General features: G+C 72.5%; 26 protein-coding genes and 1 pseudogene. 17 read left to right on the forward strand and 10 right to left on the reverse strand.

Going from position 1 to position 25426, the window contains the following annotated elements:
* Positions 1–171: CsbD family protein (locus tag MKK52_RS12285; RefSeq protein ID WP_243954302.1), on the forward strand; the 171-nt coding region annotated here is incomplete at its 5' end.
* Positions 172–241: 70 nt separating this feature from the next.
* Positions 242–625: a CsbD family protein gene (locus MKK52_RS12290; protein ID WP_243954144.1), complete on the forward strand. Its 384-nt coding sequence runs from the start codon at positions 242–244 to the stop codon at positions 623–625.
* 298 nt (positions 626–923) lie between these two features.
* Here the strand turns inward: MKK52_RS12290 and MKK52_RS12295 are convergent, their stop codons facing one another.
* Genes MKK52_RS12295 through MKK52_RS12305 form a run of 3 tightly spaced genes read right to left on the reverse strand, consistent with a single transcriptional unit; the run spans position 924 to position 3447 of the window.
* The gene (locus tag MKK52_RS12295) at positions 924–1022 is read right to left on the reverse strand and encodes a DUF2474 family protein (protein ID WP_243954145.1); all 99 of its coding nucleotides are present in this window, start codon (positions 1020–1022) and stop codon (positions 924–926) included.
* Positions 1022–2032, reverse strand: coding sequence for a cytochrome d ubiquinol oxidase subunit II (cydB, locus tag MKK52_RS12300; protein WP_243954146.1), 1011 nt, complete (start codon positions 2030–2032; stop codon positions 1022–1024). Before cydB ends, MKK52_RS12295 begins: the two co-directional genes overlap by 1 nt.
* Positions 2033–2043: 11 nt before the next feature.
* Positions 2044–3447: a cytochrome ubiquinol oxidase subunit I gene (locus tag MKK52_RS12305; RefSeq protein WP_243954147.1), complete on the reverse strand. Its 1404-nt coding sequence runs from the start codon at positions 3445–3447 to the stop codon at positions 2044–2046.
* Positions 3448–3691: 244 nt separating this feature from the next.
* Between MKK52_RS12305 and MKK52_RS12310 the strand changes: the two genes are divergently transcribed.
* Positions 3692–4285, forward strand: coding sequence for a peroxiredoxin (locus MKK52_RS12310; RefSeq protein ID WP_313898751.1), 594 nt, complete (start codon positions 3692–3694; stop codon positions 4283–4285).
* Positions 4282–4566, forward strand: a pseudogene (locus MKK52_RS12315) (ArsR/SmtB family transcription factor); the annotation flags it as partial. The gene MKK52_RS12310 and the pseudogene MKK52_RS12315, both read left to right, overlap by 4 nt.
* A 154-nt stretch (positions 4567–4720) precedes the next feature.
* On the opposite strand, the gene MKK52_RS12320 reads toward MKK52_RS12315, so the two are convergent.
* The 3 genes from MKK52_RS12320 to MKK52_RS12330 all read right to left on the reverse strand — a co-directional run bounded on the left by MKK52_RS12320 (position 4721) and on the right by MKK52_RS12330 (position 7480).
* On the reverse strand, positions 4721–6883 hold the full coding sequence (locus MKK52_RS12320) for a malate synthase G (RefSeq protein WP_243954149.1): 2163 nt from the start codon (positions 6881–6883) through the stop codon (positions 4721–4723).
* A gap of 197 nt (positions 6884–7080) precedes the next feature.
* A complete protein-coding gene (locus tag MKK52_RS12325; RefSeq protein WP_243954150.1) occupies positions 7081–7257 on the reverse strand; it encodes a hypothetical protein in 177 nt (58 codons plus the stop codon).
* On the reverse strand, positions 7235–7480 hold the full coding sequence (locus MKK52_RS12330; protein WP_243954151.1) for a hypothetical protein: 246 nt from the start codon (positions 7478–7480) through the stop codon (positions 7235–7237). The genes MKK52_RS12325 and MKK52_RS12330 overlap by 23 nt, the downstream gene beginning before the upstream one ends.
* 204 nt (positions 7481–7684) lie before the next feature.
* Between MKK52_RS12330 and MKK52_RS12335 the strand changes: the two genes are divergently transcribed.
* From MKK52_RS12335 to MKK52_RS12350, 4 genes are all read left to right on the forward strand, one after another.
* Positions 7685–7951 (forward strand): hypothetical protein, encoded by a 267-nt coding sequence (locus MKK52_RS12335; protein ID WP_243954152.1) that lies wholly within the window; start codon positions 7685–7687, stop codon positions 7949–7951.
* A 181-nt stretch (positions 7952–8132) separates the two neighbouring features.
* Positions 8133–8333, forward strand: a complete 201-nt coding sequence (locus MKK52_RS12340; RefSeq protein WP_243954153.1) for an Rmf/CrpP family protein — start codon at positions 8133–8135, stop codon at positions 8331–8333.
* A gap of 69 nt (positions 8334–8402) precedes the next feature.
* Entirely contained in the window at positions 8403–10472 is a 2070-nt protein-coding gene (locus MKK52_RS12345; RefSeq protein ID WP_243954154.1) for an ATP-binding protein, read from the forward strand.
* Positions 10473–10489: 17 nt separating this feature from the next.
* Positions 10490–11155 (forward strand): response regulator transcription factor, encoded by a 666-nt coding sequence (locus MKK52_RS12350; protein WP_243954155.1) that lies wholly within the window; start codon positions 10490–10492, stop codon positions 11153–11155.
* Positions 11156–11165: 10 nt separating this feature from the next.
* Here MKK52_RS12350 and zigA read toward each other — a convergent pair whose 3' ends face one another.
* Together zigA and MKK52_RS12360 are read right to left on the reverse strand one after the other, a co-directional pair.
* Positions 11166–12380 carry a zinc metallochaperone GTPase ZigA gene (gene zigA / locus MKK52_RS12355; protein ID WP_243954156.1) on the reverse strand — a complete coding sequence of 405 codons (1215 nt, stop codon included), beginning with the start codon at positions 12378–12380 and terminating at the stop codon, positions 11166–11168.
* Positions 12381–12460: 80 nt separating this feature from the next.
* Positions 12461–12958: a peptide deformylase gene (locus tag MKK52_RS12360; RefSeq protein ID WP_243954157.1), complete on the reverse strand. Its 498-nt coding sequence runs from the start codon at positions 12956–12958 to the stop codon at positions 12461–12463.
* A 103-nt stretch (positions 12959–13061) separates the two neighbouring features.
* Here MKK52_RS12360 and MKK52_RS12365 point away from each other — a divergent pair, with 103 nt between their 5' ends.
* Complete coding sequence (locus MKK52_RS12365) at positions 13062–14051, forward strand: hypothetical protein (protein WP_243954158.1); 990 nt, start codon at positions 13062–13064, stop codon at positions 14049–14051.
* Between the two features lie 58 nt (positions 14052–14109).
* On the opposite strand, the gene MKK52_RS12370 is transcribed toward MKK52_RS12365, so the two are convergent.
* Both MKK52_RS12370 and alr read right to left on the reverse strand, forming a co-directional pair.
* On the reverse strand, positions 14110–15369 hold the full coding sequence (locus MKK52_RS12370) for a D-amino acid dehydrogenase (protein WP_243954159.1): 1260 nt from the start codon (positions 15367–15369) through the stop codon (positions 14110–14112).
* 8 nt (positions 15370–15377) lie between these two features.
* Positions 15378–16481 carry an alanine racemase gene (gene alr / locus MKK52_RS12375; RefSeq protein ID WP_409564661.1) on the reverse strand — a complete coding sequence of 368 codons (1104 nt, stop codon included), beginning with the start codon at positions 16479–16481 and terminating at the stop codon, positions 15378–15380.
* A 147-nt stretch (positions 16482–16628) separates the two neighbouring features.
* On the opposite strand from alr, the gene MKK52_RS12380 reads away from it, so the two are divergent.
* The 8 genes from MKK52_RS12380 to MKK52_RS12415 all read left to right on the forward strand — a co-directional run bounded on the left by MKK52_RS12380 (position 16629) and on the right by MKK52_RS12415 (position 25423).
* Positions 16629–17075: an Lrp/AsnC family transcriptional regulator gene (locus MKK52_RS12380; RefSeq protein ID WP_243954161.1), complete on the forward strand. Its 447-nt coding sequence runs from the start codon at positions 16629–16631 to the stop codon at positions 17073–17075.
* A complete protein-coding gene (locus MKK52_RS12385; RefSeq protein ID WP_243954162.1) occupies positions 17072–18259 on the forward strand; it encodes an amidohydrolase in 1188 nt (395 codons plus the stop codon). The genes MKK52_RS12380 and MKK52_RS12385 overlap by 4 nt, the downstream gene beginning before the upstream one ends.
* The gene (locus MKK52_RS12390) at positions 18256–19167 is read left to right on the forward strand and encodes a LysR family transcriptional regulator (RefSeq protein WP_243954163.1); all 912 of its coding nucleotides are present in this window, start codon (positions 18256–18258) and stop codon (positions 19165–19167) included. Before MKK52_RS12385 ends, MKK52_RS12390 begins: the two co-directional genes overlap by 4 nt.
* Before the next feature lie 100 nt (positions 19168–19267).
* Positions 19268–20152: an NAD(P)-dependent oxidoreductase gene (locus MKK52_RS12395; RefSeq protein WP_243954164.1), complete on the forward strand. Its 885-nt coding sequence runs from the start codon at positions 19268–19270 to the stop codon at positions 20150–20152.
* Entirely contained in the window at positions 20152–21690 is a 1539-nt protein-coding gene (locus MKK52_RS12400) for an aldehyde dehydrogenase family protein (protein WP_243954165.1), read from the forward strand. Before MKK52_RS12395 ends, MKK52_RS12400 begins: the two co-directional genes overlap by 1 nt.
* A gap of 24 nt (positions 21691–21714) precedes the next feature.
* Entirely contained in the window at positions 21715–23067 is a 1353-nt protein-coding gene (locus MKK52_RS12405; RefSeq protein WP_243954166.1) for a DUF3100 domain-containing protein, read from the forward strand.
* A gap of 34 nt (positions 23068–23101) precedes the next feature.
* Entirely contained in the window at positions 23102–24259 is a 1158-nt protein-coding gene (locus MKK52_RS12410) for a M20 aminoacylase family protein (protein WP_243954167.1), read from the forward strand.
* A gap of 33 nt (positions 24260–24292) precedes the next feature.
* On the forward strand, positions 24293–25423 hold the full coding sequence (locus MKK52_RS12415; protein ID WP_243954168.1) for an FAD-binding domain-containing protein: 1131 nt from the start codon (positions 24293–24295) through the stop codon (positions 25421–25423).
* Positions 25424–25426: the final 3 nt, after the last annotated feature.

A 25426-nucleotide genomic window follows, 5' to 3' on the forward strand; every position in this document is an offset into this window, starting at 1 on the left:
GCCAACGAGGCCGTCGGCAACGTCAAGCAGGGCGTGGGCAACGTGACCGGCAACGACAAGCTCGTGGCCGAGGGCAAGGCGCAGGAGCTGAAGGGCGAGACGCAGAAGACCGTCGGCGACGTCAAGGACGGCGCCAAGAACATCGCCGACAAGGTCACCGGCAAGCACTGATCCCCCCGACGGCGGCGCCGGCCCGGCTGGTGCCGCCCGATCCCCCCTCCAACCCGCACAGGAGAAAGCCATGAACCGCGACCAGATCCGTGGCGCGTCCCGTCACCTCAAGGGTCGCGCGCAGACCACCCTCGGTGGCCTGACCGGCGATCCGGCCCGCCAAGTGCGCGGCGCCGTGAACCAGGTGGCGGGCAGTGCCCAATACGCCTACGGCCGCGCCCGCGATCGCGCCGAGGACCTTGCCGAGGATGGCCGCCACCTTGCCCACGAGGCCCGTGAGCGGGCCGATCATCTGATCGAGGACGGCCGGCACTACGCCCAGGAGGCCCGCCGCCAGGCGACGACGCACGGCCGGAGCGCCGTCCGCTACGCCGACGCCAACCGCGGCACGACGCTGCTCGCGCTGGTGGGCGTCGCCTTCGCCCTGGGCTGGCTCGCCCGCCCCTCGCGCTGACATCCTCGCACCCTGGAGATCCCGATGATCCGCAAGATTCTCACCGCCTTCCTGCTGCCGAAGCTGATCGCCTTCGTCACGCGCCGCGTCACCGGCCGGGCGACCACCCCGCCGCGCCGGGGCTACTGACCCTCGTCCCCCACGAAGCCAGGAGCCCCGCGATGCCGCCCCTCATGAAAATCGTGTCGTATGTCATGGCGGCGGCGGTGCTGTGCACGCTCGTCGTGGTCGTGGTCCAATCCGCGGGCCTGCTCGCCGGATCGTAGGCGGAGCGCGGGGACCCTGGTCCGCGCCTCGGTCACACGGCCTTCAGGAGCCATCGCAGCGGCAGGGCGACCGCCGCGAGGCTCGCGACGCTGAGGCCCCAGAGCAGGACGAACCACCCGAGCCGGCGCATCAATGGTACCCCGCTTCCGCCGTGACCTTCCCGCGGAACAGCCAGTACACGTAGGCCGTGTAGGCCAGGATCAGCGGCACCAGCACCGCCGCCCCGTAGAGCAGGAACGCCTGGGATTTCGGGTGGGTCGCCGCCTGCCAGATCGTGACGCTCGGCGGCACGATGTAGGGCCACATGCTGATGCCGAGCCCGATATAGGACAGCAGGAAGAAGCCCAGCGCGCAGAGGAAGGGCGAGACCTCCTCCCGCCGCTCCAGGGCCTGGGCGAAGCGCCACGCCAGCACCCCGACGAGGAGCGGCACCGGCGCGCCCACCAGCATGCCCGGCAGGCCGAGCCAGCGTGCCCGGAAGGCGGCGCTCACCCCGAGCATCGTCGCCGAGACCACGGCGATGAGGACCAGCGTCGCCACTGCGAGGGGCTTGGCGAGGCGATAGGCGCGGATCTGCAACTCGCCGCCCGTCCTCCAAATCAGCCAGCAGGCGCCGAGGAGGCCGTAGCCCACCACCAGGGCGATGCCGGTGAGCAGCGAGAACGGGGTCAGCCAGTCCCACCAGCCGCCGGCATAGGCGCGGCCCTCGATGCGGATTCCCTGGACGAAGGCGCCGAGCGCGATGCCCTGGCAGAAGGCCGCGACGACGCTCCCCCACGAGAAGGCCCGGTCCCACCAGAGCTGCCCGCGCGGCGTGGCGACCCGGAAGCGCATCTCGAAGGCCACGCCCCGGAACACCAGGGCGAGCAGCATCAGGATGAGCGGCATGTAGAGGGCCGGCAGGATCGTGGCGTAGGCCAGCGGGAAGACCGCGAACAGCCCGCCGCCGCCGAGCACCAGCCACGTCTCGTTGCCGTCCCAGACGGGGGCGACCGAGTTCACCATCACGTCCCGGTCGGCCTTGGCGTGGATCGCCGGGAAGAGGATGCCGATGCCGAGGTCGAACCCGTCCATCGCCACGTAGAGGAACACGGCGGTGGCGATCAGGAAGGCCCAGATCAGGGTGAGGTCGATGTCCATCACAGCCTCCGTCACTCGGCCGCCAGGGCGGGGGCCGAGGTGATGCCGGCGGTCCGCACCGGCTGGCCGACGGGCGGGCCGGATTCGTGCGGGCGCGGGGTCTGGTCGAACAGGTGGAACAGGTACCAGATGCCCGCCCCGAACACGGCGAAGTAGACGAGCGCGAAGGCCGCGAGCGAGGCCGCCACGGCGGGCGCGGCGATGGGCGAGACGCTGTCCGCCGTGCGCAGCAGACCGTAGACCGTGAAGGGCTGGCGCCCGGCCTCCGTCACCACCCATCCCGCCGTCACGGCGATCAGGCCGGAGGGCCCCATCGCCACGGCGAAGCGGTGCAGCCAGGGCGTCTCGTACAGCCGGCCCCGGGCACGCAGGACGAGGGACCACAGGCCGAGGGTGATCATCATGAGGCCGAGGCCGACCATCACCCGGAAGGCCCAGAAGACGAGGGGCAGGTTGGTGGGCCACGTCTCGCGGGGCAGATCCTTCAGCCCCGTCACCTTCGCGTCGAGGTCGTGGGCGAGGTAAAGGCTCGCGAGGCCGGGGATGCCGATCTCGTATTTCGTCTCGGCGGCCTGGGCGTCCGGCCAGCCGAACAGGATCGAGGGCGCGCGGGTCACGCTGTCGAAATGGCCCTCCATCGCCGCCACCTTGGCAGGCTGGTGGTGGTAGGTGTTGCCCCCGTGGAGGTCGCCGAGCACCATCTGGCAGGGCGCGACCAGGGCCGCCATCCACATCGCCATGGAGAACATCAGCCGGGCGCGGGGATTGGCGCGGTCGCGCAGCAGATGCCACGCCCCCACGGCGCCGACGATCATCGCCGTCGTCAGGTAGGCCGCCGTCACGGTGTGGGCGAAGCGGTAGGGGAAGGACGGGTTGAACACCACCGCCCACCAATCCGCCGGCACGAATCGGCCCTCGGCATCGAGGCCGTAGCCGGTGGGCGTCTGCATCCACGAATTGGCCGAGAGGATCCAGAACGCGGAGATCAGTGTGCCGAACGCCACGAGCCCCGTGGCGAGGAAGTGCAGCCGCGGCCCGACCCGCTCCAGCCCGAACAGCATCACCCCGAGGAAGCCCGCCTCCAGGAAGAAGGCCGTCAGCACCTCGTAGCCCAGGAGCGGGCCGAGGATCGGGCCGGTCCTGTCCGAGAAGACCGACCAGTTGGTGCCGAACTGGTAGCTCATCACCAACCCGGACACGACGCCCATGGCGAAGACGACGGCGAAGATCTTCAGCCAGTAGCGGTAGGTGTCGAGGAAGACGTCCCGCCCCGTGGCGAGCCAGAACGCCTCCAGCACGCAGAGGTAGCTCGCGAGGCCGATGGTGAAGGACGGGAACAGGAAGTGCCAGACCACGGTAAAGGCGAACTGGCTGCGGGCGAGATCGAGCGCATTCGGGAGATGGTCGGCCAGCATCGGATCGGTCCCCGTCAGGGATGGCCGGAGACGGCTAGACCCGACCGACTCAGCGACACATCGCCGCGCAGTGTGCGCTGCAGCGCCGCGCTGTCAATCCATGTTTCTCATAGGCCAGCTTCGCCATATCGTCAGACGATAGATTGACCCCTGGGACGCCGGCCGCCATCATCGCGGCCGCCCTGTCCGAGAGCCTCGCGCCGTGACCATCGAAGCCACCGTGCCGCCCGGCCCTCCGCCGCTCATCGGGGATGCCGCGCCGGCCTTCCGCGCCCGCACCACGATGGGGCTGCGCACCCTCGGCGCCTATCGCGGGCGCTGGCTGGTGTTGTTCTCGCACCCGGCGGATTTCACCCCCGTCTGCACCAGCGAGTTCATCGCCTTCGCGCAGGCCCACGCGGCGTTCCAGGCGCTCGGGTGCGATCTCCTCGCCCTCTCGGTCGACAGCCTGTCATCGCATCTGGCGTGGCAGCAGAGCATCGCGCAACATTTCGGCGTGCGGATCCCCTTTCCCATCGTGGAGGATCCGGGGATGGGCATCGCCCGCGCCTATGGGATGCTGCCGGCGGGGGCGACCTCCACCGCGACGGTGCGCACCACCTTCGTCATCGACCCCGAGGGAATCGTGCGCGCCCTCACCGCCTACCCGCTCACGGTCGGGCGCAGCGTCGCCGAGATCCTGCGGCTGGTCGGGGCGCTCCAGGCGAGCGACGCGGCCGACATCTCGACGCCCGAGGGCTGGCGGCCGGGCGATCCGGTCCTGACCCATCCGCCGATGACGGGGGACGAGGTCGGCGCCTGCGGGGCCGATTGGTATCACCGGCTGGAGCGCCTGTGACGCTCCCCGGGCCCGACGAGGCGGCCGCGACCGCCGCCGCCGACCGGCTCAAGCTGGTCGCCAACCCCAACCGCCTGCGGATCCTCGCCCTGCTGGCGCGGGGCGAATGCGCGGTCTCGGAGATCGAGCAGCGCCTGGGCATCCGCCAGCCGACCCTGTCGCAGCAGCTCGGCGAGTTGCGCAACGCCGCGATCGTCGCCACCCGGCGGGAGCATAAGGTGGTGTTCTACAGCCTGACCGATCCGCGCATGGTCGCCCTCCTCGGCGCGATCGAGGACATCCTGATCGCGGGCCGCCCGCAACACCGGGCGACGGCGCGGGGCCCCGAGGCGCAGGCCCGCGCCCTGGGGCAGGCGGCCATGTTCGGACAGGTCGGGGAGTTCGGGCAGGTCGGGGGCGAGGCGTGAGCGCCCCTCCCCCGGCCCGCGGCCTAGCCTAGCCGGCCGCCTTCGCCTCGCGGCGGCGGGCGGTGAGGACCCACTCGGTGTAGCCGTTTGGCTGCGCCCGGCCCTTGAGCACGAGGTCCTTCGCCGCCTGGAAGGCCGGGCCGTCGAAGCCGGGGGCCATCGGCGTGTAGAGCGGGTCGCCGGCATTCTGCCGGTCCACCACCTTGGCCATCCGCTTCAGCGTCTCCATCACCTGCTCCTCGCTGACCACCCCGTGGTGCAGCCAGTTGGCGATGTGCTGCGAGGAGATGCGCAGGGTCGCCCGGTCCTCCATCAGGCCGACATCGTGGATGTCCGGCACCTTGGAGCAGCCGACGCCCTGGTTCACCCAGCGGACCACGTAGCCCAGGATGCCCTGCGCGTTGTTGTCGATCTCCTGCTGAACGTCGTCGGGGGCGAAGTTCGAGCGGGCGAGCGGGATTTCCAGGATCTCGTCCAGGGCCGAGCGGGGGCGGCGGGCGAGCTCCGCCTGCCGCGCCGCGACCTCGATCTCGTGATAGTGGAGCGCGTGCAGCGTCGCGGCGGTGGGCGAGGGCACCCAGGCCGTCGAGGCGCCGGCCCTCGGGTGGCCGCCCTTCTGCATCAGCATCTCGGCCATGGCGTCGGGGGCCGCCCACATGCCCTTGCCGATCTGCGCCCGGTCCTTCAGCCCGCAGGCGAGGCCGACATCGACGTTGTTCTCCTCGTAGCCCTTGATCCAGGGCGTCGCCTTCATGTCGTTCTTGCGGATGACCGGGCCGGCCTCCATCGCCGTGTGGATCTCGTCGCCCGTGCGGTCGAGGAAGCCGGTGTTGATGAACACCACGCGGCTCGCCGCCGCCGCGATGCAGGCGGCGAGGTTCACCGTGGTGCGGCGCTCCTCGTCCATGATGCCCATCTTGAGGGTGTTGGGCTCCAGGCCCAGCATCGCCTCGACCCGGTCGAACAGCTCGACCGCGAAGGCGACCTCCTCCGGCCCGTGCATCTTCGGCTTGACGATGTAGACCGAGCCCTTCCGGCTGTTGCGCAGCCCGGAATCGCCCTTCAAATCGTGGATGGCGATCATCGCCGTCACGGCGGCATCGAGCATCCCCTCGGGGATCTCGTGGCCCTCTCCGTCGAGCACCGCGTCGGTGTCCATGTGGTGGCCCACATTGCGCACCAGCATCAGCGAGCGGCCGGGCACCACCACCTCGCCGCCGTTCGGGGCGATGTAGTGCCGGTCGGGGTTCAGGCGGCGCTCCTGGCGGCGGCCGTCCTTCTCGAAGCCGGCCGCGAGGGTGCCGTTCATCAGGCCGAGCCAGTTGCGGTAGACGACGACCTTGTCCTGCGCATCCACCGTCGCCACCGAATCCTCCAGATCCATGATCGTGGAGACGGCAGATTCGAGCAGGATGTCGGCGACGCCCGAGGCGTCGAACCGGCCGATCCGGTGGGTGCGGTCGATCACGACCTCGATGTGCAGGTTGTGGTGGCGCAGGAGCAGGGCCGAGGGCATGCTCGCCCGGCCACGATAGCCCGCGAACAGCTCCGGCCGCGCCAGCGGCACGGTCTCGCCGGTGTTCATGTTGCCGACGAGCTGCCCGTCCTCGACGGCGTAGGTCACGACGTCGGCGTGGCGCCCGCCCGCCAGCGGCACGAAGCGGTCGAGCGTGCTGCGGGCGCGGGTGACGACGCGGGCCCCGCGGGCGCGGTTGTAGCCGCCGCCGCCCACCGCCCCGCCCTCCTCCGACACCGCGTCGGTGCCGTAGAGGGCGTCGTAGAGGGAGCCCCAGCGGGCGTTGGCGGCGTTCAGCGCGTAGCGGGCGTTCGAGACCGGCACCACGAGCTGCGGCCCGGCGATGCGCGCGATCTCGTCGTCCACGTTCTCGGTGCGCACCTGCACCGGGCCAGGGGGCGGCAGGAGATAGCCGATCTCGGTCAGGAACGCCTTGTAGGCCGCCGGATCGACGGGCTTGCCCGCCCGCTCCCGGTGCCAGGCGTCGATCTTGGCCTGAAGCTCGTCGCGCTTGGCCAGAAGGGCCCGGTTCTTCGGGGTGAGGTCGCGGACGATGGCGCCGAGGCCGCCCCAGAACACCTCGGGCGAGATGCCGGTGCCGGGCAGGGCCTCCTCCGCGATGAAATCGTGGAGCACCCGCGCGACGGCGAGGCCGCCAATGGTCAGTCGATCCATCTTCGAAACACTCGGGAGGTTCGGCGGCCGGGGCCGCCCGTTGCAGACGGTGCCGAGAGCCCGAACCTGTCGGCGCGGCAGGGTCCGGGCGGGGTCCGCATAGCAAACCTCCGGCCGGATGGCACCCGCCGTATACAGCATTCAGATGGCGACGGCCGCCGTCTGTAGCCCGGCGCCGCACGGGGTCGGCCCGCCGGTCAGACCGTCAGGATGGCCGCGAGTCCGCAGAGGACGGCGAGGCCGAGGGAGGCGCCGCCGACCGCGTGCAGGGTCCAAGTGAGGGCGTGGTGCCCGTTGTCGTTGGCGGCGCGGGGCGGCTTGCCGGAGGGGCGGACCCCGACGAGACCGAGATCAAACGGCAGCGGACAGGTCATGCCCGGCCTCGTCCCTCCCGTCGTCGATGCGGCCGGCGTGGAGGGAGGCCCCCTGCTCCGCGAGGTCCGGGGCGACGAGGCCGCCGCCGTAGCGTGCCCAATCCTCGGGCGAGGCGTGGCGCATCGCCTGCGCCACCGCGCCCGCCGCGTCGGGGGACGCATCCCGGTCCCGCTGCCGCCAGCCCAGGGTGAACCGGGCGGTGAAGGCCTTCGCTGTCGTCATGTCGCTCCTCGTCCATGCGATGCGGTGCAGAGTCCCAGGGCCATGCTTAACGCTTCGTCAATCGACCCCACCCTCGCAACCCCCGCCCGCAGGGGTGACAGAGGGGCTGTCAGGGTTGTCCCGACAGGGTCGCGGGTCTCTCCGACTGCGAGAGCGGCCCCCCGCTCCCAGATCAGGGATGGTCGAGACAAAGGAGCCATCCCGATGAAACACCTTGCGATCGCCCTCGCGGCGGTATCGAGCCTTCTCCTGTTCTCGCCATCGAGCGAGGCGCGGCCTGTCCGGGGTCATGGGCTGGGCGGGCATCACGCCGGGCACCATCACGGATTCCGCGGGCGCCATCACGGCCTGCGCCATCACGGCCTGCGCCATCACCGCCATTTCGGCCACCGGCATCACCGCCGGCATTACGGCCGCCACTATCGCGGCTTCCGGGGCATCGGCTTCGGCTACGGGCCTTACGGTTACTGAGCCCGGCCACGAAGGACAGTCATCGACAGGCAACGGTCAAGACGATTCCTCCGCCGATCCTGTCGGGATGACCCCGACAGGTGTCGGAGAGACCGGCGCCGGCGCCGAAAATACTTGTCCGCACGACGATCATGGGCCCTCCTGTTACCGCTACGTTTCGGCAAGCGGGAGGATCGGGTCCATGATCATGGAAATCATCAAGCAGGGCGCCCGGGCCCGCACGCTCGGTCGGCCGCGCGACGCCTGCCCCTATCCGGGGGAATCCCGCGAGCGCCGCGCGTGGTTCGAGGGGTTCGACGGGTCGGTCAGCGACCTCGGCGCGCGGGCGCCCCACCCCGCCCTCACCCGCCCCGCCGCCGCACCCGCCCGGGTGCCGGCTTGACCTGACGCGCCCCGAACGGGGTAGGCTCGCGGGGATTGTCCCGGAGGGAAGGTTCGCCCGGCGCGCCCCATGAGCATCCGCAGAACAGGAGGGGTCCCGGGCGGCGAGCACCACCTGAGTCGCGGCAACGGCCGCACCTTCGTCGCCCTGGTCTTCGCCGCCGCGATCCCGGTCCTGCTGCTCAGCGGCTGGGTCGCGACCCTGATGGCGCAGCAGCAGCGCGACCTCGACCGGCGGGCGGCCGTGGCCAGCGCGACCCGCGTGGCCGAGCGCGTCGCCTCCGACCTCGCCTCGCAGGTCACGGTGCTGGAGGCGGAGGCCGCCTCGGCCACCCTCGACACGCCCGACCTCGCCGCCTTCTACGCCGAGGCCGAGCGCCTGCGGCAGGCCCATCCCCTCTGGGAGACGGTCGAGCTGGCCGGGCCGGACGGCGGGCAGGTGGTCAACCTCCTGCGCTCGCTGGACGACACCCTCGGGCCCACCTCGGACCGGGCGAGCTTCGACGCCGTCGTGCGCACGGGCAAGCCGGTGATCGGCGGGATCGGGCCGGTGGGCACGGTCTCGGGCAAGCGCCTCGTCGCCCTGCGGGTGCCGGTGATCCGGGATGGCGTGCTGCGCTACGTCCTCTCGGTGCGCCTCGCCACCAACGCGGTCAGCTCGATCCTGCGGGATGCGGGGGCGCCGGAGGGCTGGGTCGGCACCATCGTGGACGCGGACGGCATCACCATCGCCCGCACCCGCGCCGAGGCGGAGGAACTGGGCCAGCCGGCGAACGCGGCCCTGCAGGCGGCGATCCGCCGGGCGCCACAGGGCTTCTACACCGGCCCGACCCTGGAGGGCGCGAATGTCGAGGTCGTCTACCGCACCCTCAAGGACACGGGCGGCTGGTCGGTGCATTTCGGGATGCCGGTGGCCGCGCTGAACGCCCCGGTCTCGCGCTCCTACGCGGTGCTCGCGGGGGGCAGCGTCCTCAGCATCGGCCTCGCCCTGGCCCTCGTCGGGCTGGTGGGGCGCGACATGGCCCAGCGCCGGGCGGGCGAGCAGGCGCGCTTCACCCTCGCCCTGCGGTCGAGCGAGGAACAGGGGGCCGTCGCCGCCGAGGCCGCCGAACTCGGCACCCTGCGCTGGGATGCCGGGCGCGGGCAGGTGACCGCCTCCGCCCGCGCCGCGACGCTGCTCGGCTGGCGGGGCGAGGTCGCCGAGGGCCGCGAGACCGAGACCGGCCTCGCCGGGGCCCTGGGCGCCGTCCTCGCCGAGGACCGGGCGCGGCTCGACGACGCCATCGGCCGGAGCCTCGCGGAGGGCGGCCCCGTCGATGAGGAGTTCCGCGTCGCCGACGGGACGGGCGGGCCACGCTGGGTGCGCCTCGCCGGCCGGGCGCCCCAGTTGCACGGCGAGGCGCCGGCCGGGCTCATCTACGGCGTCGTGTCGGATATCGAGCCGCGCAAGCGCGCCGAGGCCGAGCGGCTGGAACTGCTCCGGCGACTCGGCGAGGCGCAGGAGAACGAGCAACGCCGCATCGCCCGCGAGTTGCACGATCAGGTCGGGCAGACGGTGACGGGCCTCTCGCTCGGCCTCAAGAGCCTGGAACGGCTCGTCGCCGGCAGCGGGCCGGAGGCGGGCCGCCACGTCCAGTGGCTGCAGGGGCTCGCTGGGGAGATCGGCCGCGACATCCACCGCGCCGCCGTCGATCTGCGCCCCACCGCCCTCGACGACCTCGGCCTGTGCGAAGCCCTCGCCACGCTGCTGCGGGAGTGGAGCCGCCGACACGGCATCCGGGCCGACCTCGAATTCCTGGGCGACGCGGCGCGGGTGCCGGCGCCGGTCGAGACCGCCGTCTACCGCATCGTGCAGGAGGCGCTGACCGACGTGCTGAAGCATGCGGTGGCGGCGACCGTCAGCGTCGCGGTGGAGCACCGCACCGACGCGATGCGGGTGATCGTGGAGGATGACGGGATCGGCTTCGACGCGGAGCATGCCGCGCGACCGGGCGGAGCCGGGGCGCCGGGCAAGCCGCGCCTCGGCCTGTCGGGGATCCGCGAGCGGCTGGCCCTCCTCGACGGCACGCTCACCCTGGAGACGTCCCCCGGTGTCGGCACGGCGTTGTTCGTGGACATCCCCGTGCCGCAGGCGGCCTGAGGCGCATGGAGACCATCATGGACCGCATCCGCGTCGCCCTGGCCGACGACCACCCGATCGTGCTCGCGGGCATCCGCACGCTGCTGACCGCCGACCCGGAGATCGACCTCGTGGGCGAGGCGACGAGCGGCCGCGACGCCCTGCCGATGATCCGCGCCGCCGGGCCGGACGTGGCGGTGATCGACGTCTCCATGCCGGGGCTCAACGGGCTCGAACTCACCGAGCGGGTCACGGGCGAATGCCCCGGCACGCGGGTGCTGATCCTCACCGTCCACGAGGACGCGGCCTACGTGCAGCCGCTGCTGAAGGCGGGGGCGCGGGGCTACCTGCTGAAGCGCTCGGCCGCCGACGACCTGCTGCGCGCGGTCCACGCGGTGGCGGCGGGCGGCGTCTATCTCGACCCGTCCATCGCCGGCCATGCCCTGGACCCGTCCGGCGCGGCCGGGCGGGCGGAGGCGGCCGAGGGCGGCGAGGCCCTGAGCCCCCGCGAGACCGAGACCCTGCGGCTCATCGCGCAGGGCTTCAGCAACAAGGAGATCGCCCGGCGCCTCGACGTGAGCGTGAAGTCGGTCGAGACCTACAAGGCGCGGGCCGCCGAGAAGCTGGGCCTGCGGACGCGGGCCGAGATCATCCGCTACGCCGCCGCGCGGGGCTGGCTCGACGCCCTCGCCCTGCGGACCTGACCCGCCGCCCTCACGCGGCGCGGCGCCATTCCGGGAACGGGTCGGGCAGGTGCCGGTAGGGCGCCGGATCGAAGGGCGTGGCGTCGCGTCCGGTCTCCACGAGGCAGGCATCGAGCGCGGCGGTGATCGCGGCCCGATCCATGCCGGTGCCGATGAAGACGAGTTCCTGCCGTCGGTCGCCCCAGACCTCGCTCCACACGCCCTGGAGGCGCTGGCGGAACTCGTCCGCCTCCGGCCAGCGCTTGCGCGGCACCGCCGACCACCAGAAGCCCATCGCCGAGACATGGGCCACGGCCCCCGCGAGGGAGAATTCCCCCACCCAATCCGGCCGGGTCGCCAGCCAGAAATGGCCCTTGGCCCGGATCAGCCCCGGCCAGGTCGCGTCGATGAAGGTCTTGAACCGCGCCGGATCGAACGGGCGCCGCGCCCGGTACACGAAGGAGGCGATGCCGTATTCCTCCGTCTCGGGCACGTGCTCGGCGGCGCCGTAGAGTTCCTTGAACCAGAGCGGGTGCCGCTCGGCCCGCTCCTCGTCGAAGAGGCCGGTATCGAGGATCGCGTCGAGGGGCGCCTGCCCGTGATCCGTCTCGACGATCCGTGCGTCGCCGTTCAGGCCGCGCACCACCGCGCGCACCAGGGCGAGGCGGTCGGCGGGCACGTCCCGCGCCTTGTTGATCACCACCACGTCCGCGAACTCGATCTGCTCCACGAGGAGATCGACCAGGGTGCGGGCATCCTCCGTGCCGGCGGTCTCGCCCCGGTCGCGCAGGAAGTCGTTCGAGCCGTAATCCTTGAGCAGGTTCACGGCATCGACCACCGTGACCATCGTGTCGAGGCGGGCCACGTCCGAGAGGGAATGGCCCGCCTCGTCGCGGAACGAGAAGGTCGAGGCCACCGGCAGGGGCTCGGCGATGCCGGTGCCCTCGATCAGCAGGTAGTCGAAGCGCCCCTCCCCCGCGAGGCGGCGCACCTCCGCGAGGAGGTCGTCGCGCAGGGTGCAGCAAATGCAGCCGTTGGTCATCTCGACCAGCCGCTCGTCGGTGCGGGAGAGGCCGGCGCCGCCGTCCCGTACGAGGTCGGCGTCGATGTTCACCTCGCTCATGTCGTTGACGATCACCGCCACCCGCCGCCCCTCGCGGTTGTGCAGGACGTGGTTGAGCAGGGTCGTCTTCCCCGCGCCGAGGAAGCCGGAGAGGACGGTGACAGGAAGTCGGGTGTCGCGCATGGCCGTGACCGATCGATTGCCGGAACGCGACCAGATAAAATGTAATAACGTTACAGAGTCAACCGGGCCGGGAGCCAGGCTCAGGCCGGCTTCGCCTTGGCGAAGCGCTTGAGCAGGCGATCCCGCTTGAGGCGCGAGAGGCGGTCGATCCAGAACAGGCCGTCGAGCTGGTCGATCTCATGCTGGAGGATGGCTGCCGAGAAGTCGGCCGCCTCCTCCTCGTGGGCGTCGCCCGCGAGGTCCCGGTAGCCGAGGCGGATGCGGGCAGGGCGGGTGATCCGCTCGCGGACGCCCGGCATGCTGACGCTGCCCTCGTCGTGGGTCGCCGTCTCGGGGGAGGCCCAGAGGACGACGGGGTTCACGTAGATGCGCGGCGCGTCCTCCGGCGCCATGCGGGCGACGACGACCCGCCGGAGGATTCCGATATGCGGCGCCGTCAGGCCGAGGGCCGAGACGGCGAGCAGGGTCTCGCGGACGTCCTCCGCCACAGCCCGGAGGTCGGGGCCGAACGCCTCCTCCGGCGCCGCCCGGGCGGAGAGGTGGGGATCGGGGAACAGGACGAGGGGGCGCGCGGGCATGGCGCCCGTTTACGCCGTGCGACCCGCAAGGGCGAGGCCGGGCCGACAGGTTGCCGTCAGGTTAGCGCCTCAGGCTGGACCGTCTTTAAGGAAGGTACGGGCTATGGCGTCCTCGATCGGCGGATTTCGACCTTCCCTCTGGCCGGCGGCGATCGCCCGCGATCAGCAGGCCTCGCAGCCCGTCTTCAGTGTCGATCGCTCCGGTGCGCAGGGTGCCGTGGCGCAGAGCACGTCGGCGAACGACCCGTCGCGGGACATCTTCGTTCACTTTTTCGCCATCCCCCCATCCGGTCAGCCGGGAGGTTCGGCGCCGTCGGCCCAGGTGGCGGCGATCCTCGCCGCCGCCAAGGATCCGACGATCACGTCCGCCCAGCTGTCGGACATGATCCAGCGCGCCGGCGTCTCTCAGATGGGGGGGGTGGCCGCCGCGTTGACGGTTCCGGAGAACCTGCCCGGCGGGAGCAACTGGCGAAATGGGTCTCCGCTGACGCGGGTGCTCGACGCAATCAACGGCAATCCGTGGACGGCCACCTCCACCAATCTCACGGCCCGGCTGAACGACGGTGTCCCGAGCTGGGCAATGTGGACGATCGAGATGAAGAAACCGCTGGATACTGCGGTGTCACACGTCCTCTACCCGAACGATGCCGAGGCCGCCGCCGAATCGGCGCAGCGCATGTTCACCCTGTTCTCGACGCCCAAGTCGGAGGCGATCCTCGCCGCAGCCCGTGATCCGGCAATCCAGGCTTTGCGGTTGCAGAGCATGATGAAGAACCTCGACGAGATGGATGTGACCGATCTCACCTCGCTGATCGCCACTCGGGCGGACTTCGTGACGGGTGGGGACCCCAAGACGGGGGGCTCCCCCCTCGACCGCATCCTCACCGCGTTGGCCAAGGGCCAACCGAGCTCGGGCGGTCGCGCCTTCATCGATTCCATCTCCGCAATCTTGCAGCCCGTCGTCTATCACGACCCGATGCTTCGGAGCGCCATGGCCGCGGCACAGGCGATGTACGAGCAACCAAGCGATCCCGCAGCCCGCAATGCCGCCGCGAAGAAATGGGACGCCTACCTCTTGGCCCTTGCGAACTGATTGGCCCTTACGAATTGACACGGGCGACCACGGTACGAAGGAACCGCCGGGGGCTCTCTTACGCCGCGTAGCGGGCGACGGCGAGGTCGTCGCCTGCGATCTCCGGGGTGCGGCCGGTGACGATGTCCGCGAGCAGCCGGCCCGAGCCGCAGGCCATGGTCCAGCCGAGCGTGCCGTGGCCGGTGTTCGTGAACAGGTTCGTGAGCGGCGTCGCCCCGACGATGGGCGTGCCGTCCGGCGTCATCGGGCGCAGGCCCGTCCAGAACGTCGCCTGGGCGAGGTCGCCGCCCCCGGGGAAGAGGTCGCCGACGGATCGCGCCAGGGTCTCGCGGCGGGGCTCGCGCAGGAGGCTGCTGAAGCCCGCGAGTTCGGCCGTGCCGCCGACGCGGATCCGCTCGCCCAGCCGGGTGATCCCGACCTTGTAGGTCTCGTCCATCACCGTCGAGACCGGCGCGGCCTCCGGGTCCGTGACCGGCAGGGTCAGGGAATAGCCCTTCACCGGATAGACCGGCAGGGCGATGCCCAAGGGCCGCAGCAGAGCCGGGGTGTAGCTGCCGAGCGCCGCGACATAGGCATCCGCCGCGAGCCGTTCGCCGTCCGTGGTCTCCACCGCCGTGACCCGCCCGCCCTCATGGTGGAGCCGGGCGATGGAGACGCCGTAGCGGAAGGTGACGCCCAGCCCCTCGCAGAGCGCGGCGAGGCGTTGCGTGAAGAGATGGGCGTCGCCGGTCTCGTCGCCGGGCAGGCGCAGGCCGCCCACGAACACCCCGCCGACCCGCGCGAGCGCCGGCTCGGCGGCGATGCAGCCGGCGGGGTCCAGCACGTCGTAGGGCACGCCGTAGGCGTCGAGGACGCGGGTGTCGTCGCCCACATGGTCGAGCTGCTTCTGCGTGCGGAAGAGCTGGAGCGTGCCCTTCTCGCGGTGGTCGTAGGCGATGCCGGTCTCGGCGCGCAGGTCGCGCAGCACGTCGCGGCTGTATTCCGCCAGCCGCACCATCCGGCCCTTGTTACGGGTGTAGGCCTCCTCGGTGCAGTTCGCGAGCATCCGCGCCAGCCAGCCGTAGAGGCGTGGCTCCAGCCTCGGCCACAGGACGAGGGGACGGTGGCGCATCATCAGCCACTTCATCGCCTTCACCGGGATGCCCGGCGCGGCCCAGGGGGCGGAATAGCCCGGCGAGACCTGCCCCGCATTGGCGAAGCTGGTCTCCAGCCCCGCGCCCGGCTGGCGCTCCAGCACCGTGACTTGGTGCCCGGCACGGGCGAGGTAATAGGCCGAGGTGACGCCGACGACGCCGCCGCCGAGGATCGTGACATGCATGGCCTGCCTCAGGCTCCGGTATAGCTGCGGTGGAAGCGCTGGCCGAGGCGCGTCAGCACCTCGTAGCCGATGGTGCCGGAGGCCGCCGCGAGGGCATCGACCCCCTGCTCCGGCCCGATCAGGTCCACGAGCGACCCCGGCCCGATGGCGCCGGGCGGCACGTCGGTGGCGTCGAGGACGAGGCTGTCCATGGAGACCCGCCCGACGAGCGGCAGGCGCGTCCCGGCGAGGAAGCCCGCCGCGCCGTCCGTGCCGCGCGGGAACCCGTCCGCGTAGCCGACCGCCACCGTGGCGAGGCGCGAGTCCCGGGCCGTGACGCCCGCATGGCCGTAGCCGACCGGCGTGCCCGCCGGCACGGCGCGCAGCTGCATCACCCGCGCGCGCAGGGAGACGACCGGCCGCATCGGGTTGTCGCGGCCCGGCTGAGGGGCGATCCCGTAGAGGGCGGCGCCGGGGCGGACCATGTCGAAATGGAACTCCGGCCCGAGGACAATCCCCGACGAGGCGGCGAGGCTCGCCGGCACGCGGGGCAGGCGGCGGCGGACGGCCGAGAAGGCCGCGAGCTGGGCCGCGTTGGCCGGATGCTCCGGCGTGTCGGCGCAGGCGAGGTGGCTCATCACCAGCGTGAGCGTGAGCCCCGCGAAGGCATCGGGCTCATCGAAGAGGGCGAGGGCTTCTGCCGGGTCGAAGCCGAAGCGCGTCATGCCGGAATCGACCTGCAGGATCGCGGGCAGGCGGCGCCCGAGATGCCGCGCCAGCCCCGCCCAGGCGTCCCGCTGCGCGGCGTCGTTGAGGACGGGGACGAGGTCGCTCGCGGCGCAGGCCGCCTCGCTGCCAGGGGTCGTGCCGTTGAGGATGCCGATGCCCGGTCCAGGCCCGAGGATCGCCCGCAGGCTCACCCCCTCCCCCACCTGGGCGACGAAGAACTGACGGCAGCCGGCCTCCGCCAGGACGGGGGCGACGCGGGCGACTCCGAGGCCGTAGGCATCGGCCTTCACCACGGCGGCGCAGGCGGCTGGGCCGACGCGGCGGGCGAGGAGGCGGTAATTGTCCCGGAGGGCGCCGAGGTCGATGCTCAGGAAGGCGGCGGCGAGGCTCGTGTCCTGCCTCATGACCCGATCGACAATGCCCATGCCCGCCTCCGCGACGACAGGGCTACGCTACACGCAGGATCACCGAATTTCCGGCGTTTCCGCCGCAGGTGATTGCGTTCTAAGCGTGGCGGTGCAACTTTCTGCGGATATTCGGACGTTTCCGCCATGGACGAGATCGACCACCGCATCATCCGGGCCCTGCGGGCCGACGGGCGCATCAGCAACGCCGACCTCGCGGGGAAGGTCGGCTTGTCGGCCTCCGCCTGCCACCGCCGGGTGCGGGTGCTGGAGGAGAGCGGGGTGATCCGGGGCTACACCGCGATCATCGGCGGCGTCACCGACGAGCCGGGGCTGGTGGTGCTGACGCAATTCACCCTGGACCGGCAGACGGAGGATTACCTGAACCGCTTCGAGGCCGCCGTGCGGCGCTGCCCCGAGGTGCAGGATTGCTACCTGATGACCGGCACGGCCGATTACCTCGTGAAGCTCAAGATCAGCGACGCGGCCGATTACGAGCGGCTGCACAAGGAGGTTCTGTCTCGCCTGCCCGGCGTGGCGCGGCTGCAATCGAGCTTCGCGATCCGCACCGTCGTGGCGGCGGGCCGCGCATGAGCGCCGCCCCCGACCTGCGCCTCCTGCGCGCGAACCTCGACGGGCGGGAGCGGGTCATCGACATCGCCGGGGGCCGCATCGCAGCGATCCGCGAACCCGGCGAAGCGGGCCCGAAGGCGGCGCGGGAGATCGACTGCGCCGGGGCGCTGGTCCTGCCCGGCCTCACCGATGCGCATGTCCATCTCGACAAGTGCCTGCTCGGGCTCCCCTGGCGCCCTCACCGGGCGGCGGGCTCGGTGCGGGCGCGGATCGAGGACGAGAAGGCCTTCCGGCGGGAGAGCCGGGTGCCGCTCGCCGAGCAGGGGGCCGAGGCCCTGCTGGACCGGATGCTGCGCGGGGGCACGACGAGCCTGCGCACCCATGTCGACATCGACGACGTGACGGGGACCGGCCACCTCGCGCAGATCCTCGACCTGCGCGCCCGCTGGTCCGGGCGGATGCGGATCGAGATCGTCGCCTTCCCGCAGAGCGGCCTCCTCGCCTGCCCCCCGGCGGCGGATCACCTCGACGAGGCGATGCGGATGGGCGCCGACCTCGTCGGCGGCCTCGACCCGCTCGGCATCGACGGGGATGCGCAAGCGCCCCTCGACACGCTCTTCGCCCTGGCCGAGCGCCACGGGCGCGGCCTCGACATCCATCTCCACGATGGCGGCGAGGGCGGGCTGTCCGAGATCGAGGCGATCATCGCCCGCACCCAGGCCGCCGGCCTGCACGGCCGGGTCGCGATCAGCCACGCCTTCGCCCTGGCCGAGGCCGACGATCACCGCCTCGGCCGGATCGCGGAGGGTCTGGCGCGGGCGGGCGTCACCCTGGTGAGCAGCGTGCCGGGCGGGGCCCGCTGCCCTCCCCTGCCCCGCCTGCGGGAACTCGGCGTCGCGATCTGCTTCGGCACCGACAACGTGCGCGATTGCTGGAATCCGTCCTCCGTCACCGGCATGGTCGACCGGGCTATGCTCGCGGCCTACCGGTTCGATTGCCGCACGGACGCGGCGCTGACCGCCCTCCTCGACCATGCCACGGCGATCCCGGCCCGGGCCCTCGGCCTCGGCCCCGGCGCGATGGCGCCGGGCCTGCCCGCCGACCTCGCCCTGTTCGAGGCCTCCTGCGTAGCCGAGGTGATCGTGGAGCGGCGCCAGCCCTGCCGCGTCATCACCCAGGGCGCGCCGGCCTGGGAGGCCCCATGACCGACCGGGCCCTGCGCTACTTCCTCGCCGTGGTGCGCGCCGGCTCGGTGCGGGCCGCCGCCGAGACCCTGAACGTCGCCGCCTCGGCGGTGAGCCGCCAGATCATCGACCTGGAGGCGCAGGTCGGCGAGGCGCTGCTCGAACGCCTGCCGCGCGGCGTCGTGCCGACGGAAGCCGGGCGGATGGTGGCGGAGCACGCCCAGCGGCAGGCCGACGAGGCCACCCTGCTGGAGGACCGGCTGAAGCGCCTGCGCGGGGTGCAGCAGGGCACGATCCGCCTGCGCTGCGGGGCGGGCTTCCTCATCGACCTCGTGGACAACGCCCTGGCGGATTTCGCGCAGGCCCATCCCGGCATCGCCTACCAGATCGAGGGCGGCACCACGGACGGCATCCTCGCCGCCGTCGCGCAGGGCGAGGCGGATCTCGGCCTCGCCTACAACCCCCCGGCCCGGCCGGATGTCTGCGGCGTGGTCTCGGCGCGCCAGCCCCTCCTCGCCATCCTGCCGAAGGGCCATCCCCTCGCCCGCGCCTCCGGCCCGGTGCCCCTGCGCGCCTTCGCCACCGAGCCCGCGATCCTGCTGCCGCCCGATCACGGGGTGCGGCAGATGCTCGGCCGCGCGGAAGCCGATGGCGGCTTCCGCCTCGTCCCGCGCCTGGAGACCGGCGCCTTCGAGCTGCACCGCCGCTTCGTCACGGCGGGAATGGGCATCGCCTTCCTGCCGCGCTTCGTGGTGGCGGCGGAACTGCAGGCCGGGCAGCTCGCGGCCGTGCCCCTGCGCGAGCCGATCCTCTCCGAGGCGAGCGCGCATCTGGTCGTGCGCGCCGGGCGGCGCCTGCCGGAGGCGATGGGGCGGCTGATCGGCTGGCTCGCGGAGCGGATGGTGGCCTTCCGGCCGACGCCGACCTGAGCGACCGTTCGCGATTTCCGCACGGCTCGTGTCGAATTCCCTTCTTGTCGCAACGCTCGCGGGGAGGGACATTCTGAGCCGACCACGGGAATCGATCGGCATGGACATCGCAACGATAGGCGTCGTCGGGCTCGGCAACATGGGCCGGGGCATGGCCGCGACGCTGGCCCGCAAGGGCTTCACGGTGCTGGGCTTCGACATCGCGGCAGACCGCCGGGCGGCGGTCGAGGCGGCGGGCGTCACCTTCGTGCCCTCCCTGACGGAGGTGCTGCGCCGGGCCGATGCCCTGGTCTTCTCCCTGCCCTTCGCCAGGGACGTCGAGGCGGTCGTCACCGCCGAGGGCGGGCTCCTCGCCCGCAGCGACCGCAGGGTCGTGGTGATCGACACCTCGACCTCCGATCCCGGCACGACGCGCCGCCTCGCCGCGCGGCTGGCCGAGGCCGGGCATGCCCTCCTCGACGCCCCCGTCAGCGGCGGCCCGTCCGGCGCCGCCGAGGGCACGCTCACCATGATGGTCGGCGGCGGGGAGGAGGATTACGCCCTCGCCCGGCCGGTGCTGGAGGCGATGTCAGCCCGCGCGCCGCATGTCGGCCCCTCGGGGGCGGGCAACATCGTCAAGCTCGTGAACAACCTGCTGGTCGCGGCCCATCTCGTCACCACGGGCGAGGCCCTGCGCCTGTCGCAGGCGGCGGGCCTCTCCGCCGAGGAGGCGGTGAAGGTCGTCAACACCGCCACCGGCCGCAGCGCCGTCAGCGAGGTGATGGTGCCCCGCTGGGTCGTGCCGGACACCTTCGACAGCGGCTTCTCCGCCGGGCTGATGCGTAAGGACGTGCGCCTCGCCCTCGAACTGGCTGCCGAGAGCGGGGTCGCGCTGCCCCTCTCCGACGAGGTCGGGCGGATCTGGCGCGAGAGCCGCGTGAGCATCCCCGACACCGCCGATTTCACCCGCATGGCCGATTACCGCGCGAACGAGGGAGTCCTCTGATGTCCGCACCCACGCGCTCCGACGCCGCCGCCCGCGTCGCCGACCTCCTCGCCGACCTCCTGCCCGGCGGAACGATCGGCAGCGTCGTGGCCGGCGAGGTGCTGGCCGGCACGGGCGACGCCCTCGCCCTGGTCAACCCGGCCGATGGCGGCGTGCTCGCCCATTTCGCCGATGCCGGGCCCTCCGTCGTGGAGGCCGCCATGGCGGCGGCCCGTGAGGGCCAGCGCGCCTGGGGGGCGATGAGCGCCGCCGCCCGCGGCCGGGCGATGTGGGCCGTCGCCGCCCTGGTCCGCCGCCACGCCGAGGCCCTGGCCGAACTGGAGACGCTCTCGGCCGGCAAGCCGATCCGCGACACGCGCGGCGAGGTCGCCAAGGTCGCGGAGATGTTCGAGTACTATGCCGGCTGGTGCGACAAGCTCCACGGCGAGGTCATCCCGGTTCCGACCTCGCACCTGAACTACACCCGTCACGAGCCCTACGGCACCGTGGTGCAGATCACCCCCTGGAACGCGCCGATCTTCACGGCGGGCTGGCAGATCGCCCCGGCGATCTGCGCCGGCAACGCGGTGGTGCTGAAGCCCTCCGAACTCACCCCCCTCACCTCCCTGGCCCTGGGCGTGCTCTGCGCGAAGGCCGAGGGGATGCCGCGCGGCCTCGTCTCGGTGCTGGCCGGCGCCGGCCCGACCACCGGCGCGGCGGCGGTCGCCCATGCCGACACCCGCCTCGTCGTCTTCGTCGGCTCGGCCGAGGCGGGGGCGCAGATCGCGGCGGCGGCGGCGCGCAACATCGTCCCGAGCGTCCTCGAACTCGGCGGCAAGTCCGCCAACATCGTCTTCGCCGACGCCGACCTCGGCCGCGCGCTGCTCGGCGCCCAGGCGGCGATCTTCGGCGGCGCCGGGCAGAGCTGCGTCGCGGGCTCGCGCCTCCTCGTCCACCGCTCGGTCCACGCGGATTTCGTGGCCCGCCTCGCCCATGCGGCCGGGCGCATCCCGGTCGGCGCCCCGACCGACCCGGCGACGCAGATCGGGCCGATCAACAACCGCCGCCAGCGGGACAAGATCGCCGGCATGGTCGAGGCCGCCGCGGCGGCGGGCGCGCGCATCGCGGCGGGCGGCGCCTGCCCGGACGCCCTGCAGGAGACCGGCGGCTTCTATTACGGCCCGACCATCGTGGACGGGGTCGGCCCGGAGGCGGAGATCGCCCGCGAGGAGGTGTTCGGCCCGGTCCTCACCGTCCTGCCCTTCGACGACGAGGACGAGGCGGTGGCGCTCGCCAACGCGACCCCCTATGGGCTCGCGGGGGCGGTCTGGACCGGGGACATCGGGCGCGGGCACCGGGTCGCGGCCGCCGTGCGGGCGGGGACCTTCTGGGTCAACGGCTACAAGACGATCAACGTGGCCTCGCCCTTCGGCGGCTTCGGGCGCTCGGGCTTCGGACGCTCCTCCGGCCGGGAGGCGCTGATGGCCTATACCCAGACGAAGAGCGTGTGGGTCGAGACGGCCGCGCAACCGGCGGTGGCATTCGGCTACGTGGGATAATCGGGACGGACGGGGGAGACGGCGATGACGACGGACGTGCTGGCGGCGGGAACGAGGACGCGGCCCGTCACGGGGGGCGGGAAGCTGCTGCTGTTCCTGCTGGCCCTCGTCATCGTCGTCATCGCGGAGGCGATCGGCAACGTCAGCATCCCGGTGGGGACGGGCAAGATCATCCTGCTCCCCCTCCTCTGGGCGCTGCTGCTGGGCGGGGCCATCGGCCTCCTGAGCCCCCGCCTGCCGCCGCCGCTGCGCCTCTCCGGCGCGATGCAGAACGCGGCCTCGGCCTATCTGCAGCCGGCGCTCCTGATCTTCATCGCCAAACTCGGCCTGCTGGTGGGCGGCTCGCTGCCCAAGATCCTCGCCTCGGGCTGGGCGCTGGTCTTCCAGGAATTCGGCCATTTCTTCGGGACGATGGTGTTCGGCCTGCCGGTGGCGCTGCTGCTCGGCATCAAGCGCGAGGCCATCGGCGCAACCTTCTCGGTGGGCCGCGAGCCGAGCCTCGCCATCATCGGCGAGCGCTACGGCATGGATTCGCCGGAAGGGCGCGGCGTGCTGGCGGAATACCTCACCGGCACGGTGTTCGGGGCGGTGTTCATCGCTCTCCTGGCCGGGCTCATCACCTCGCTCGGGATCTTCAACCCCCTGGCGCTCGCCATGGGCGCCGGGGTCGGCTCCGGCAGCATGATGGCCGCCGCCTCCGGCGCCATCGCCGCGCAGCAGACGCCCGAGGTGGCCAAGGAGGTCGCGACCTTCGCGGCGGCGAGCAACCTCGTCACCACCACCATCGGCACGTATTTCACCCTGTTCCTGTCGCTGCCCTTCACGATCTGGGCCTACGGCAAGCTGGAGCCGATCCTCGGCCGCCACCGGCCCGACGCGGCCGGTCCCGCCCCGGCGGCCCTGGACGCGCCGGTCCACGAGGAGGCGCGGATCGGCCTGCCCGAGACCGTGCTCGCCTGGATCATGATCGGCGCCTACGGCCTGATCGGCAACTGGCTGACCTACGGCGTCGCGCCGGACCGCACCGTCGTCGCGGGCATGGCGATCATCGTCGGCGCGGTGCTGGCGGGCTACGCCCTGTACCTCGCCTGCGGCCGGAAGCTCCCCGCCGTGCTCTGGGTCTCGCTCATCGGCATGGCGCTCACCTATCCCGCCACGCCCTATGCGGCCGAGATCGCGGCCATGACGGGCAAGATCAACTTCCTCGCCCTGGCGACGCCGATCCTCACCTTCGCGGGCCTGTCGGTCGCCAAGGACGTGCCCGCCTTCCGCCGCCTCGGCTGGCGCATCGTCGTGGTCTCGTTCATGGCCAATGCCGGCACGTTCCTCGGCGCGGCCCTGATCGCGCAGTTCTTCCTGCACGCCCCTTTGGGGTAGCAAGGCGGGCGGGGGCGGCAACGGGAGTGACGGAATGAGCATCGCGGCGGACATCGTCGAGCGCATGGTGGCGTGGCGGCACGACCTCCACGCCCATCCCGAACTCGCCTTCCAGGAGACCCGCACGGCGGATCTCGTGGCGCGGGAACTGGCCGCCTGCGGCTACGCGGTGAAGACGGGCCTCGGCCGCACCGGCGTGGTCGGGACGCTGAGCCGGGGTGCCGGCCCCGCCATCGGCCTGCGCGCCGACATGGACGCCCTGCCGATCCGCGAGGCCACCGGCCTGCCCTACGCCTCCACGACGCCCGGCGTGATGCATGCCTGCGGGCATGACGGCCACGTGGCGATGCTCCTCGGCGCGGCGCGCCACCTCGCGGGGCGGGACGACCTCGCGGGCACGGTCCACGTGATCTTCCAGCCGGCGGAGGAATGCGAGGGCGGCGGCCGGGCCATGGTGGAGGACGGCCTGTTCCGGGACTTCCCCTGCGAGGCGGTGTTCGGCCTGCACAATTGGCCGGGCCTGCCGGTCGGCACCTTCGCCACCCGCGTCGGGCCGATCATGGCCTCCCTCGAAACGTTCGAGATCACGATCCACGGCTACGGCACCCATGCGGCCATGCCGGAGCGCGGCACCGACCCGCTCGTGGCGACGGCCGAGCTCGTCCTGGCCCTGCAGACGGTGGTGAGCCGCCGGATCGCCCCCACCGAGCCCGCCGTGCTCAGCGTGACGCAGATCCATGGCGGCGAGGCCTACAACGTGATCCCCGACCGGGCGGTGATCCGGGGGACGGTGCGCTGCCTCGGCGAGGCGACCCGCCAGCGCATCGCCGGGCTGGTCGAGGCCCTGGCCAAGGGCGTCGCGGCGACCCACGGGGCGACGGCCGAGATCACCTACACGATCGGCTACCCGGCCACGATCAACGCCGCCGGGCCGGTGCGCCTCGCCCTCGACGCGGCCGGCGCGGTCGGCGGCCTCACGGAGGTGAAGGACGAGATCGCCCCCTCCATGGGCTCGGAGGATTTCTCCTACATGCTCGCGGAATGCCCCGGCGCCTATGCCTGGATCGGGGCGGACGGGGCCGAGCCCGGCGTGCCGCTCCACAACCCGGCCTACGATTTCAACGACGCGGTGCTGCCCCTGGGCGCGGCGTATTGGGCCACCCTGGCGACGCGGTTCCTGCACCCGCGCTGATGCCGGATCGCGGCGCGGGCCTAGATGAGGCCCATGCCGCATCCGCTCCCCCTCACCCGCGACGCCGGGCTCGCCGCGCTCGCCGCCTTCCTCGACGGCCCCGGCGCGGATTACGCCGCCGCCCGCAACACGGATCGCGGGCGGGGCGAGACGCCCACGACCTCCGCCCTCTCCCCCTACCTGCGCCGCCGCCTCGTCACCGAGGAGGAGGTGGCCCGCGCCGCGCTGCACGCCTACGGCGACGAGGGCGCGGAGAAGTTCGTCTCGGAGGTCTTCTGGCGGACCTACTTCAAGGGCCATCTCGAAACCCATCCCGCCGCCTGGACCGGCTACCGCGAGGGGCGCGACGCCGCCCGCGCCCGCCTCGACGCCGAACCCGGCCTGCGGCGCATCCACGACCGGGCCATCGCCGGGGAGACGGGGATCGACGGGTTCGACGCCTGGGCGCGGCAACTCGTGGAGGAGGGCTGGCTGCACAACCACACGCGGATGTGGTTCGCCTCGATCTGGATCTTCACCCTGCGCCTGCCCTGGGAACTCGGGGCGGCCTTCTTCCTGGCGCACCTCCTCGACGGCGATCCCGCCAGCAACACCCTGTCCTGGCGCTGGGTCGCCGGCCTGCACACGCGGGGCAAGCACTACCTCGCACGCCGCGACAACATCCGCCGCTACACGAGCAAGGGCTACGATCCCAACGGCCTCGATGAGGACGCCGACTCCCTCGACGAGGCGACGCCGCCCCGCGAGGCACCGCTCGCGCGGGCCGATGCCCCGCCCGCCGGGGAGGTCGCCCTGCTCCTGCACCTCGACGACCTGAACCCGGAGAGCCTGGATCTCGGCCCGGCCCGGGTGACGCGGGTCGGCGGCCTCGTCGTCCATGCCGAGGAGGCGGTGGCGCGGGTGCGCGAGGCCGATACGGCGGCGATGGCCGACGCCCTCTCCCGCGCCGGGGCGCATTTCAGGTGCCCGGCCGCGCCCGTCTCCGAGGGGTGGGAGGAGGGCCTGCCGGTGGTGACGGCCTGGGCGCCGGTCGGCCCCTCGGCGGATGCCCTGCCGGCGGGCTGCCTGCGCCTCCGCCGCGACTGGGACGAGCGGGCGTGGCCGCGCGCGAACCGGGGCTATTCGCGCCTGCGCAGCGCCATTCCCACGATGCTGCACGGCTGACGG

It is taken from the genome of Methylobacterium sp. J-067 (assembly GCF_022829465.1).
Taxonomy (GTDB): Bacteria; Pseudomonadota; Alphaproteobacteria; order Rhizobiales; family Beijerinckiaceae; genus Methylobacterium; species Methylobacterium litchii.